The organism is Kitasatospora arboriphila, assembly GCF_039528095.1.
Lineage (GTDB): Bacteria > Actinomycetota > Actinomycetes > Streptomycetales > Streptomycetaceae > Kitasatospora > Kitasatospora arboriphila.
The window spans coordinates 90,315-102,011 of the sequence record NZ_BAAALD010000014.1; the positions used below are offsets into that span (position 1 = coordinate 90,315).

Annotated in this window: 12 protein-coding genes; 8 read left to right on the forward strand and 4 right to left on the reverse strand. The window is 74.2% G+C overall.

From position 1 onward, the window contains the following. Positions 1 to 87 precede the first annotated feature (87 nt). The 5 genes from ABD353_RS10645 to ABD353_RS10665 all read left to right on the forward strand — a co-directional run bounded on the left by ABD353_RS10645 (position 88) and on the right by ABD353_RS10665 (position 4,719). Positions 88 to 573: a DUF1453 domain-containing protein gene (locus ABD353_RS10645; protein ID WP_344623260.1), complete on the forward strand. Its 486-nt coding sequence runs from the start codon at positions 88 to 90 to the stop codon at positions 571 to 573. A 20-nt stretch (positions 574 to 593) separates the two neighbouring features. Next, positions 594 to 1,754 (forward strand): sensor histidine kinase, encoded by a 1,161-nt coding sequence (locus ABD353_RS10650; RefSeq protein WP_344623261.1) that lies wholly within the window; start codon positions 594 to 596, stop codon positions 1,752 to 1,754. A gap of 65 nt (positions 1,755 to 1,819) precedes the next feature. After that, positions 1,820 to 2,461: a response regulator gene (locus ABD353_RS10655; protein WP_425555121.1), complete on the forward strand. Its 642-nt coding sequence runs from the start codon at positions 1,820 to 1,822 to the stop codon at positions 2,459 to 2,461. Between the two features lie 156 nt (positions 2,462 to 2,617). Continuing rightward, on the forward strand, positions 2,618 to 3,088 hold the full coding sequence (locus ABD353_RS10660; RefSeq protein ID WP_344623263.1) for a DUF485 domain-containing protein: 471 nt from the start codon (positions 2,618 to 2,620) through the stop codon (positions 3,086 to 3,088). Beyond that, positions 3,085 to 4,719 carry a solute symporter family protein gene (locus tag ABD353_RS10665; RefSeq protein ID WP_344623264.1) on the forward strand — a complete coding sequence of 545 codons (1,635 nt, stop codon included), beginning with the start codon at positions 3,085 to 3,087 and terminating at the stop codon, positions 4,717 to 4,719. Before ABD353_RS10660 ends, ABD353_RS10665 begins: the two co-directional genes overlap by 4 nt. 50 nt (positions 4,720 to 4,769) lie before the next feature. Here ABD353_RS10665 and ABD353_RS10670 read toward each other — a convergent pair whose 3' ends face one another. From ABD353_RS10670 to ABD353_RS10680, 3 genes are all read right to left on the reverse strand, one after another. Continuing rightward, positions 4,770 to 5,159, reverse strand: coding sequence for a hypothetical protein (locus ABD353_RS10670; RefSeq protein WP_344623265.1), 390 nt, complete (start codon positions 5,157 to 5,159; stop codon positions 4,770 to 4,772). A gap of 208 nt (positions 5,160 to 5,367) precedes the next feature. Beyond that, complete coding sequence (locus ABD353_RS10675) at positions 5,368 to 6,054, reverse strand: response regulator (RefSeq protein WP_344623266.1); 687 nt, start codon at positions 6,052 to 6,054, stop codon at positions 5,368 to 5,370. After that, positions 6,051 to 7,637 carry a sensor histidine kinase gene (locus ABD353_RS10680; protein ID WP_344623267.1) on the reverse strand — a complete coding sequence of 529 codons (1,587 nt, stop codon included), beginning with the start codon at positions 7,635 to 7,637 and terminating at the stop codon, positions 6,051 to 6,053. The genes ABD353_RS10675 and ABD353_RS10680 overlap by 4 nt, the downstream gene beginning before the upstream one ends. Positions 7,638 to 7,874: 237 nt before the next feature. Between ABD353_RS10680 and ABD353_RS10685 the strand changes: the two genes are divergently transcribed. The 3 genes from ABD353_RS10685 to ABD353_RS10695 all read left to right on the forward strand — a co-directional run bounded on the left by ABD353_RS10685 (position 7,875) and on the right by ABD353_RS10695 (position 10,720). Beyond that, complete coding sequence (locus ABD353_RS10685) at positions 7,875 to 8,699, forward strand: ABC transporter ATP-binding protein (RefSeq protein ID WP_344623268.1); 825 nt, start codon at positions 7,875 to 7,877, stop codon at positions 8,697 to 8,699. Next, the gene (locus tag ABD353_RS10690) at positions 8,689 to 9,558 is read left to right on the forward strand and encodes an ABC transporter permease (protein WP_344623269.1); all 870 of its coding nucleotides are present in this window, start codon (positions 8,689 to 8,691) and stop codon (positions 9,556 to 9,558) included. Before ABD353_RS10685 ends, ABD353_RS10690 begins: the two co-directional genes overlap by 11 nt. 103 nt (positions 9,559 to 9,661) lie before the next feature. Continuing rightward, a complete protein-coding gene (locus ABD353_RS10695) occupies positions 9,662 to 10,720 on the forward strand; it encodes an ABC transporter substrate-binding protein (RefSeq protein ID WP_344623270.1) in 1,059 nt (352 codons plus the stop codon). Between the two features lie 57 nt (positions 10,721 to 10,777). Here ABD353_RS10695 and ABD353_RS10700 read toward each other — a convergent pair whose 3' ends face one another. Further along, positions 10,778 to 11,677, reverse strand: a complete 900-nt coding sequence (locus ABD353_RS10700) for a ferredoxin family protein (RefSeq protein ID WP_344623271.1) — start codon at positions 11,675 to 11,677, stop codon at positions 10,778 to 10,780. Positions 11,678 to 11,697 lie beyond the last annotated feature (20 nt).

Here is an 11,697-nt window from a genome sequence, read left to right on the forward strand (position 1 = left end):
GCGGATCTCGACCCGCGCTCCGAGGTGCGCGGGACGCCCGGTCCGTAGCGTCGGAGAGGTCAGCCGACCTCTCACCGGGAGCCCGCCATGTCGTCCCTCGCCGCCCTCGCCAACGTGCTGGTCGCCCTCGCGGTGGTCGCCCTGGTGGTCACCCGCCAGATGAAGGCGCGCCTGATCGAGACCGGGGGCCGCTTCTGGCTGGTGCCGCTGGTGCTGGCCGTGGTCGCGCTGCGCGACCCGGCGCTGATCGACCGCGACCACCGCGTGGCGGCCGTGGCCGTGCTGGCCGGTTCGCTGCTGACGGTGCTCGCCATGGGCTGCGTCTGGGGGTGGACGGTGCGGCTGTGGCAGGAGGCCGACGGCACGGTCTGGGCGAAGGGCACCCGCGCCACGGTGGCCGCCTGGGTGGGCATGATCGTGCTGAGGATCGGCTGGTACGCCCTCGGCGGCGCACTGCACGTGCACCAGAGCACCGCCGTGCTGCTGCTGTCGCTGGGCGTGCTGCTGCTGGTCCGCGGTGCGGTGCTGAAGCTGCGGGTGGCGCAGACCTTCGACCGGCCCGCCGTCCTCTGACCGTGCGTGAGGAGCCTTGGGTGACCCTGGAGTTCTGGCTCGGCTGGCCCGCCGGCAGCGCGTCCCACCGGGAACCGGCCACTCGGCCCCGGCAGGTGATCACCGCCGGCGGCCGGCTGGTCCTGCTGGCCGTGGTGGTGTGGGGCACCTTCTCCACCGGCCGGTTCACCGGTTGGGCGGCCGTCGTCGCGGGCGGCTGGATGGCGGAGTCGGCCGCGTTGCTGGTCGGCTTCCACCTCGCCTCCCGGGCCCGCCGGCTGTGGCCCGCGCTGGCCTGCGCGGCGGGCCTGCTGGTGATCGCCGCACTGGCGAAGGACGGCGGCGCGGACACCCTGGCCGGGATCCTCTGGGGCGGCCTCGCCGTCCTCGCGCTGGTCCGCCTGCCGCTGGCCGCCGGGGCGGCCGTCACCGGCGCGGCCCTCGTCTCGTACGCGCTGATGAGCGGAGAGGCGCTGGTCGCGGGTCTGACCACGGCCGGCGGGCTCGGCCTGCTCGGCTACCTGCTGCGGCTGGACGCCGAGGCGCGCGGCACCCAGCGGCGGCTGCTCGAACAGGAGCGGGCGGCCCGCGCGGCCGAGGCGGAGAGCGCCGCGCTCGCCGAGCGGGCCCGGATCGCCCGGGAGATCCACGACGTGCTGGCGCACAGCCTCTCCGCGCAGCTCGTCCACCTGGAGGCGGCCCGGTTGATGCTGGACCGCGGTGCGGAGCGCGAGCAGGTCCGCGAGCGGGTGGTGGCGGCCCGACGGATGGCCCAGGAGGGGCTGGCGGAGACCCGGCAGGCGCTGTCCGCGCTGCGCGGCGAACTCACCCCGGTCGGCGACTTCCTGGTCGAGCTGACGGACCGTGAGCGGGCTGTGCTGGCGATCGAGGGCCCGCCGCGGCCGCTGCCCGCCGAGTCCGGCCTGGCGGTGCGCCGGGTGGCGCAGGAGGCGGTCACCAACGCCCGCAAGCACGCGCCGGGCAGCCGGGTCGCGGTGCGGCTCGCCTACCTGCCGGACGCCGTGGAGCTGGAGGTGCGCAACTCCCGCCCGGCGCGCGGCGGCTCCCCGGAGGGGCTGGCCGACAGTGGTTCCGGGTACGGTCTGCTGGGGATGCGGGAGCGCGCCGAACTGCTCGGCGGTGAGCTGTCCGCAGGTCCCGAGGACGGAGGTTGGCGGGTGCTGCTGAGGGTGCCGGCGTGAGCGCGGGGCCGGTCACCAGGGTGGTCGTCGCGGACGACCAGACCGTGGTGCGCGAGGGCATCGTGATGCTGTTGGGCCTGCTGCCGGGGATCGAGGTGGTCGGTGCGGCCGCGGACGGCGAGGAGGCGGTGCGCCTGGTCGCCGAACTCGCGCCGGACGTGGTGCTGATGGACCTGCGGATGCCGCGCTGCGACGGCGTCGAGGCGACCCGGCGGATCCGGGCCGGGCACCCCGGCACGGAGGTGGTGGTGCTCACCACGTACGCCGACGACGACTCGCTCTTCCCGGCGCTGCGGGCCGGCGCCCGCGGCTACCTGACGAAGGACGCCGGGGCGGAGGAGATCGCCCGGGCGATCGCGGACGTCCGCTCCGGTGAGGCCGGGCTGTCGCCGCAGGTGCAACGGCGGCTGCTGGAGAGCTTGTCGGGGCAGCCCCGCGACCCGAGGCCCACAGAGCCGCAGCGGCCCCCGGAGCCGCAGCGCTCGTCGGCGCCGCCCGTGCTGCCGGACGGCCTGACCGCCCGGGAGGCCGAGGTGCTGGCGCTGATCGCGGAGGGGTTCTCCAACGCGGAGATCGCGGCCGAGCTGTTCGTCAGCCCGTCCACGGTGAAGACGCACATCAACAACCTCTTCGCGAAGACCGCGGTGCGGGACCGCGCGCAGGCCGTGGCGTACGCCTATCGGCATGGAATTTCCCGGAGTTCGTGAGGCCGGACCCCGCTCATCAGTTTGGGTGAACGTTCCTGCGTCGATTGGCGCAGCGGCGGACGGCGGTCCCATTCTGGTCGGGTCAGCGGCCGGAGGCTTCCGTTCCGGCGCCGTGCCGGACGCCGCGCGCGCGTGCGTCCCCGTCCAGGAGCGTTCGTGGCGCAGCAGCAGAGCTTCGACTGGTGGGCCGACCGGCTGCCGGGCCGGCCCGCCGCCCGGCGGGCCGGGGTACCGGCGCAGGCCGCCCCGTCCGCGTCCGCTGCGGGCGCCGGGGACGCACCCGCGCCGGCGGTCCCCGCCCCCGCTGCGGCGGACGCCGCCGAGGTCTACCGGGCGGTGCAGTCCAGCGAGGCGTTCGCCCGGATCCGCCGCGACCACCGGGGCTTCGTCCTCCCGGCGACGGCGCTGTTCCTCGGCTGGTACCTGCTCTACCTGGTCGCCCAGGCCGCCGCACCGGAGGTGATGCGCCGTCAGCTGGTGGGCCCGCTGAGCGTCGCCTGGGTGCTCGCCCTCGGCCAGTTCGCCTCGACCTTCCTGCTGACCTGGCGGTACGCCCGCAACGCCCGCACCAAGCGTGACCGGGCCGCCCTGGAGCTGCGCTGGGACACCCAGGACCGGCTCCGGTGAGCGCCCGTACCGTCCTCGCCGCGGGCGCCTGGTCGCCCGGCCGCCACGGGCTGGCCGTCGCACTGTTCGCCGTCGTCGTCCTGGTCACCCTGGGCATCACGCTGTGGGCCGGCCGCCGCGGCCGGGCCGCCGAGGACTTCTACGCCGGCGGCCGCGGTTTCAGTCCGCTGCAGAACGGCCTCGCCCTCTCCGGCGACTACCTGTCCGCCGCCTCCTTCCTCGGCGTCACCGGGCTGATCGCGCTGTACGGCTACGACGGCGTGCTGTACAGCATCGGCTTCCTGGTGGCCTGGCTGCTGGTGCTGATGCTGGTCGCCGAGCTCGTCCGCAACGCCGGGCGCTACACGCTGGCCGACGTACTGGCGGTGCGGATGCGCGCCCGGCCCGTCCGGGCCGCCGCGGGCACCGCCGGGCTGGTGGTCTCGCTGCTGTACCTGGTGGCGCAGATGGTCGGCGCGGGCAGCCTGGTGGCGCTGCTGCTCGGCACCGGCGACGGCCCGGCGAAGGCCTGGACGATCGTCGGCGTCGGCGCCCTGATGATCGTCTACGTGACGATCGGCGGGATGCGGGCGACGACCTGGATCCAGATCGTCAAGGCGGTGCTGCTGGTCGCGGGTTCGGTGCTGCTGACCGTCCTGGTGCTCGTCCGCTTCCACGGCGACGTCGCCGAGCTGATGCGGACGGCGGCCGACCGCAGCGGCGCCGGCGCCGCCTACCTGGAGCCCGGCCTGCGCTACGGGGCGAGCCTCACCAGCCGGCTCGACTTCGTCAGTCTGGGCCTCGCCCTGGTGCTCGGCACCGCGGGGCTGCCGCACATCGTCTGCCGGTTCTACACCGTGCCGACGGCGCGGGCCGCCCGGCGCTCCACGATCTGGGCGATCGGCCTGGTCGGCGGCTTCTACCTGATGGCGGTGGTGCTCGGCCTCGGCGCGGCCGCCCTGGTCGGCTCCGCGGAGGTGCGGCGCGCCAACCCGGCGGGGAACACGGCCGTGCCGTTGCTCGCGGCGGAGCTCGGCGGTGGTACCGGCAGCACCCGCGGGGTGCTGCTGTTCGCGCTGATCTCGGCCATCGCGTTCGCCACCATCCTCGCCGTGGTCGCCGGGCTCACCCTGGCCTCGTCGGCGGCCTTCGCGCACGACCTGTACGCCGGGGCGTGGCGGCGCGGCGACGGCCCGCAGGTGACGGAGCACCAGGAGGTGCTGGCGGCGCGGCTGTCCGCGGTGGCGATCGGCGCGCTGGCGATCGTGCTGAGCCTGTTCGCGCAGCGCCTGAACGTGGCCTTCCTGGTCGGCCTGGCCTTCGCCGTGGCCGCCTCCGCGAACCTGCCGACCCTGCTGTACAGCCTGTTCTGGCGGCGTTTCACCACCCGCGGTGCGGTCTGGGCGGTGTACGGCGGGCTGGTGCCCGCGGTGCTGCTGGTGGTGTTCTCGCCGGTGGTGTCCGGCACGCCCGCGTCCCTCCTGCCGGGCGTGGACTTCCACCTCTTCCCGTTGGAGAACCCGGGCCTGGTGTCGATCCCGCTGGGTTTCCTGGCGGGTTGGACCGGCACGGTGACCGACCGCGAGCCGGCCGACCCGGACGGCTTCGCCGAGATGGAGGTCCGCTCGCTCACCGGCGCCGGGGCGGTCTAGAGCTCCCCCACGGATGCTCCAGGCCTGCCCGCGGCGCCGGTGACGGTGCGTCAGAGCGTGCAGTTGGTGCTGTGCAGCTCGGGCGCGTCGGCGGGGCCTCCGGTGGCACAGACGATGGTGCGGTAGTCGGTGCGGACGGCCGGGGTGGTCAGCGAGAGCGTCCCGGTGCTGGCGACCAGCGTGGAGCTGGCCACCGTCTCCCAGGGGCGGCCCCAGGCGCGCTGGATCCGCACCTCGACGCGGAGCAGCGTGGGCCGGGTATGGTCCGCGGTGTCGAGGCGGGCCGCGCCCACCACGCCCTCGGTGCTCGGCTGCTGCCAGACGCACGGCCGGGTGATCGACGCGGGGCACGCGGGCTGGGGCGCAGCAGCCGCGGTTCCCGAGGTCAGGGTGCTGATCGTTGCCACAGCGGCAGCCAGGCCTGCGATACGTGAAATCATGGCACTGTTCTCCTTTGAATCAGAGCCTTGTCGGGTTTCTTGTGGCGACTATGTCATGTCCGTGACAGAATCGCCACCGTGAGTGCCCGACAAATGACCGAACGTCAGGCGGCTGCCCTGCCAACGGCGTGGGAAACCGCGTACGCCTCGGCCGGCCGGCCCCGGGACAGACCACGGGCGGCGCGGCCGCGCCCCGCCGCCCCTCGCCCTACCGCCCGGCGGCGAGCCCGTACTGGTGCTCCGGCCGGCCCGTGTCGCCGTACCGCAGGCTCAACCGCAGCCGCCCGTCCCGGGCCAGCTGCTTCAGGTACCGCTGCGCCGTCGACCGGGACAGGCCGGTGGCGTCCGCGACCTCCTGGGCGGACAGCGACTGCCCGGCTCCGCGCAGCGCCCCGAGCACCAGATCGGTGGTCGGGGCGGAGTGGCCCTTCGGCAGCGCGGCCGGCGCGGCGGCGCTCCGCAGGGCCGCGAACATCCTGTCGACCTCGTCCTGGCCGGCCTCCCGGGTGGCCGCGCCGGCCAGGGCATGGCGCAGCTCGGCGTACCCGGTGAGCTTCTCCCGCAGCCCGGCGAAGGTGAACGGCTTCACCAGGTACTGCAGGGCGCCGTGCTGCATCGCGGCGTGCACGGTGGTCACGTCCCGGGCGGCGGTCACCATCATCACGTCGCAGCCGATGCCGCCCTCGCGCAGCCGCCGCACCAGGGCGAGACCGGTCTCGTCCGGCAGGTGGTGGTCGAGCAGCACCAGGTCGACGGGGGAGCGCTCCAGGCTGGCGAGGGCCTCGGCCGCGCTGTGCGCCCGCCCGGTGACCCGGAAGCCGGGCACCTTGGCGACGTACGCCGCGTGCACCTCGGCGACCCGGAAGTCGTCGTCCACCACCAGTACGTCGATCATGCCGTCTCCACCGGGTGCAGGGCCTCGGGCAGTTCCACCGTGAACCGGGCGCCGCCGCGCGGCCCGGTGTCGACCGCCAGCCGGCCGCCGGACCGCTCCACCACCCGGCCCACCAGCGCCAGGCCCAGGCCGCGCGGCCGGTGCGCCGGGGCGTCCTTGCTCGTCCAGCCTTCTTCGAGGACGAGCGTCCGCAGCTCCTCGGGCACGCCGGGGCCGCTGTCCGCGACCTCGACCAGCAGGGTCGCGCCGACCGGCCGCAGCCGCACGTCCACCGCGCCGGGGCCGGCGCCGACCGCGTCCAGGGCGTTGTCGACCAGGTTGCCGACCACCGTCACCAGCGCCCGCGCGTCGACGGCGGCGTCCGGCAGATGGCTGTCCGCGGTGACGGCGAGCTCCACGCCCCGCTCGGCGGCGACCGCCGCCTTGCCCGCCAGCAGCGCGCCGACGTGCGGGTCCTGCACCTGCTCGGAGATCCGCGCGGTCAGCGCGGAGTGCGACCCGGACTGCTCGGAGATGAACGCCGCGGCCTGCTCGTGCCGGCCGAGCTCCAGCAGGCCGAGCAGGGTGTGCATCCGGTTGGCGTGCTCGTGGTCCTGTGCCCGCAGCGCCTCGGTGAGGCTTCGCGTGTTGTCCAGTTCGCGCACCAGCGATTCGAGTTCGGTGCGGTCGCGGAGCGTGGTGACGGCGCCGCCGTCGGCGGTGGTCGTCCGGTTCACCACCAGCACCCGGTCGTCGCGCACCGCCGGCAGGTCGGTGCCGGTGATCCGCCCGGTCAGCACGTCCGCGAGCCGCCCCGGCGGCAGCAGCGCGTCCACCGTCCGCCCGGCGCAGTCCTCCGGCAGTGCCAGCAGCCGCAGCGCCTCGTCGTTGGCCAGCCGGATCCGGCCCGCCCCGTCGAGGGCCACCATGCCCTCGCGGATGCCGTGCAGCATCGCCTCCCGCTCGACGAGCAGCGCGGCGATGTCGGCGACCGCGATGTTGTGGGTGCGGCGCTTGAGCCGGCGGGCGAGCAGCAGCGTCGCGGCCAGGCCGGCGGCCAGGCCGGCGCCCGCGCACAGCAGGATGCCGTTCGCCATCGACAGCAGCCGGCGGCGGATCGAGCCGTCGCTGATCCCGACCGAGACCTCGCCGACGATCCTCCCGTCCGCGAGCCGCAGCGGCACCTTGCCGCGGGCGGTGCGGCCCAGCGTGCCGTCCTGGATCGCGGTGACCGACTCGCCGCGCAGCGCCGGCAGGGGGTCGGTGGACACCCGCAGTCCGATCCGGGACGGGTCGGTGTGCGAGAGGCGGATGCCGTCGGTGTCGGTGATCACCACGAAGCTCGCGCCGGTGGCCAGCCGGATCTGCTCGGCGCCCTGCTGGGCGGTCCGCGAGTCCCGGGCGGCGGCCGCCCGGGCGAGCGCGTCGTCGGCGGCGGTGGCCTGCGCGATCGACAGGGCCCGCTGCATCGCGTCCCGGTCGAGCTCCCGGCTGACCGGCGCGAGGAACAGCCCCGCCGTCACCGCGGTGACACCGACCGTGACCACGGTCTGGCTGAGCAGGAGCTGCGCGAAGACCCGGCGTGGCCAGTGCGGACGCCTCATCGCGTGCTCCTTCCGTGCTCGGCGGGGGCGGGGTGGACGGTCACCCTACGTTTCGGCCGTGTTTCGTGCCAGCCCCGCCCAGCCGTTGTAGCGGAAGCAAAAGGAGCAGAACAGCCCTCAACGCGGGAAAGCCGCGTTACGCCCGCAAGCCTCCCGCCGCGCCCGGTGCCGCTCGTAGCGTCCCGGAGCACAGCACCGAGCCGGCGACGACGCCGGCCGAGGAGGTAGGTGGTTCACGTGAGCCCGCACAAGGCCGGCGCCGTCCCGGCGATCGAGTTGACCGGGGCGACCAAACGCTTCCGGACGCCGTCCGGCACCCTGCACACCGCCGTCCGGGACCTCGACCTGACCGTCGCCCCCGGCGAGTTCGTCGCCGTCGTCGGCCCCACCGGCTGCGGCAAGTCCACCACCCTGACCCTGGTCAGCGGCCTGGAGGAGCCCACCGAGGGCGAGGTGAAGGTCTACGGCGAGCACGTCGACGGGATCGACCCGAACGTCGGCTTCGTCTTCCAGCAGGACGCCGTCTTCCCGTGGCGGACGGTGCTCTCCAACGTCACCGCCGGCCCCCGGTTCCGCGGCGTCGGCGCCGACGAGGCCCGCGAGAAGGCCCGCGACTGGCTCGCCCGGGTCGGCCTCGCCGCCTTCGAGGACCGCTACCCGCACCAGCTGTCCGGCGGCATGCGCAAGCGCGTCGCGCTGGCCCAGACCTTCGTCAACGACCCGAAGATCCTGCTCATGGACGAGCCGTTCTCCGCGCTCGACGTGCAGACCCGGGCCCTGATGTCCGACCAGCTGCTGGAGCTGTGGGCGGGCACCGGCTCCTCGGTCGTCTTCGTCACCCACGACCTCGACGAGGCGATCGCCCTCGCCGACCGGGTCGTCGTGATGACCGCGGGACCGGCCACCGTCAAGGAGGTCTTCACCGTCGACCTGCCGAGGCCGCGCACCGTCGAGGCCGTCCGCCTGGAGCCCCGCTTCGTCGAGCTGTACCGCGAGATCTGGGCCTCCCTCGGCGAGGAAGTCCGCATCACCCGTGAGAGAGGAGCGGGTCGTGCCGCTTGAGACCGCCCCCGCCGCCGCACCCGCGGCCGCCCCCGCCGCCACCCGCAGCCAGGTCCGCGAACGGGCCGCCCGCAACCGCCGCAACGGCGTGTACGCCGCCCGGGCCGGTGTGCTCGTCGCCTTCCTCGGCCTGTGGGAGGTCTGCGCCCGCACAGGTGTGATCGACCCGTTCAACTTCTCCCAGCCGTCGAAGATCTGGGCGCAGATCTGGCAGTGGATCACCCACGGCACCGCCCAGGGCTCGCTCGGCGAGCAGATCGGCTACACCCTGTACGAGGCGCTCAGCGGCTGGGTGATCGGTGTCGTCACCGGCGTCCTGCTGGGCATCGCGCTCGGCCGGATCCGCTTCCTCGCCGACGTGTTCGGGCCCTACATCAAGGTCCTCAACGCGATCCCGCGGATCGTCCTCGCGCCGATCTTCCTGATCTGGTTCGGCCTCGGCCCGGCGTCCAAGGTCGCCTCCGCCGTCGTCCTGGTGTTCTTCCCGGTGTTCTTCAACGCCTTCCAGGGCGCCCGCGAGGTCGACCGCAACCTGGTCGCCAACGCCCGCATCCTCGGCGCCGACAACCGCAAGGTCACCCTGCAGGTCGTCATCCCCGCCGCCACCACCTGGATCTTCACCAGCCTGCACGTCAGCTTCGGCTTCGCCCTGATCGGCGCGATCGTCGGCGAGTACATCGGCGCCACCAAGGGCCTCGGCCTGATGGTCGCCGCCGCCCAGGGCACCTTCAACGCGGCCGGCGTCTACGCCGCGATGACCATCCTCGCCGTGGTCGCCCTGTTCACCGAGGGCCTGCTCACCTTCGCCGAGAAGCGGCTCTTCCGCTGGAAGCCCGCCGAATCCGGCGACGGCCGCTGAGCCGCAGCCCCACCCCGCAGTTCCCGCAGAACGCCCCGCAGCACGTCCCCCGCAGTAGCCCCCGCAGAAGACTCCCCCCGCGCACCCAGGAAGGCCCCCACCCATGCGCAGAACCGCCGCCGCCGCCCTCGCCGCCGCCCTCCTCCTGCCGCTGGCCGCCTGCGCCAACGACGCCGCCTCCACCTCGCACAACGGCGCCGCCCCGGCCGGCCCCACCGTCGAGGGCCCCAAGGTCAAGATCATGGTCGGCGGCCTCGACAAGGTCATCTACATGCCCGCCATGCTCACCCAGCGGCTCGGCTACTTCGCCGAGGCCGGCGTCAACGTCGAGCTGATGAGCGAGCCCGCCGGCGTCAACGCCACCACCGCCCTCCTCGCCGGCGACGTCCAGGGCGCCGTCGGCTTCTACGACCACACCATCGACCTGCAGGCCAAGGGCAAGAGCGTCGAGTCCGTCGTCCAGTTCTCGCAGGCCCCCGGCGAGGTCGAGGTCGTCTCCGCCAAGCAGGCCGACGCCATCAAGAGCGGCGCCGACTTCAAGGGCCGCAAGCTCGGCGTCACCAGCATCGGCTCCTCCACCGACTTCCTCACCAAGTACCTCGCCGTCAAGAACGGCGTCGACACCAGCCAGTTCAGCCCGATCGCCGTCGGCGCCGGCCAGACCTTCATCGCCGCGATGCAGCAGGGCTCCATCGACGCCGGCATGACCACCGACCCGACCGTCGCCAACATCGTCTCCAAGAACATCGGCACGGTGCTGTACGACATGCGCACCCCCGAGGGCTCCAAGGCCGCCCTCGGCGGCCTCTACCCCTCGTCCTCGCTGTACATGAACACCGCCTGGGTGAACAGCAACAAGGACACCGTGCAGAAGCTCGCCAACGCCTTCGTCAAGACCCTCAAGTGGATGAACACCCACACCCCCGAGGAGATCGCCGCGAAGATGCCCGCCGACTACGCACAGGGCGGCGCCGAGCAGTACGCGGCCGCCATCAAGGCCACCCTGCCGATGTTCACCACCGACGGCGTCATGCCCGCCGACGGCCCGAAGACCGTCCTCGCCGTCCTCGGCGCCTTCCACCCCGACGTCAAGGGCAAGGAGGCGAGCATCGACCTCGCCAAGACCTACACCACCGAGTTCGTCAACAAGGCCACCGGCTGACCCGGCCCCGCGACCTGTGACGGCCCCCCGCCCTCCCGGACAGCGGGCGAGGGGCCGTCACAGCCGTTCCACCGGCCCCGCGACCATCCGCGACGGCAGCCCCGCCGCCTTCCCGCAGCTCTCCGGACGCGGCGGCTCCGACACCCCCGCCGTCACCGGCACCCGCCAGCCGCGGCCGTCCACGTGCCGCACCTCCACCGACCAGCCACCGCCCACCGCCGTCTGGCGCACCGTCAGCGCCTCCGCCGCCGTCTCACCCACCGCGAGGCGCACCGCGTGCTCCGCCGCCTGACCCGGACGGTCCCAGCACGACCGGCCCCGCGAGAACTCCGGCACCGTGTGCCCCGCCGCCGTCGACGCCAGCACCTCCTTCGCCGCCGCCCCCGACAGCCGCCCGTACGCGTACCCGAACGGCAGCACCAGCATCGTCGGCGAGAACCGGTGACCGCCCAGGTGCGTCACCTCCCACACCTCGCCCAGGCCCGACGCCGCCAGCTCCGCCGCCAACGGACGCCCCAGCAGCGCACAGCACCGGTCCCGGCGGCCGTTCGTGCAGACCAGCGCGAGGGGACCGCCGTCGTGCTCCACCCCCAGACCGCCGTGCACCCCCGCACCCAGCGCCGCGAAGTCCAGACCCAGCAGCTCCGCCGGATCCGCCACCGACCAGCGCCGCACCCACGACCGGCCCGGCACCGTGTGCGCCACGACCACCCGGTGCCGGTCCTGGGGCCGGGCGTCCGCATGACGGCCGGGAGAACGCACCAGCGCCACCCGCACCCCCGAACCCGCCGCGGCCGCCTCCAACGCCGCCCCCACCGCGGTCTCCAGATGGCTCTCCACCAGCGCCTTCGCCCCCCACGGCCCGGCCTGCTCCAACAGCAGCCAGGTCGAGGCCGTCGCCGCGGTCGCGGCCAACGGCTCGGACAGTTCCAGCGACAACGTCGCGCAGGTGCTCACCCAGGCAAGCCTACCCTCGC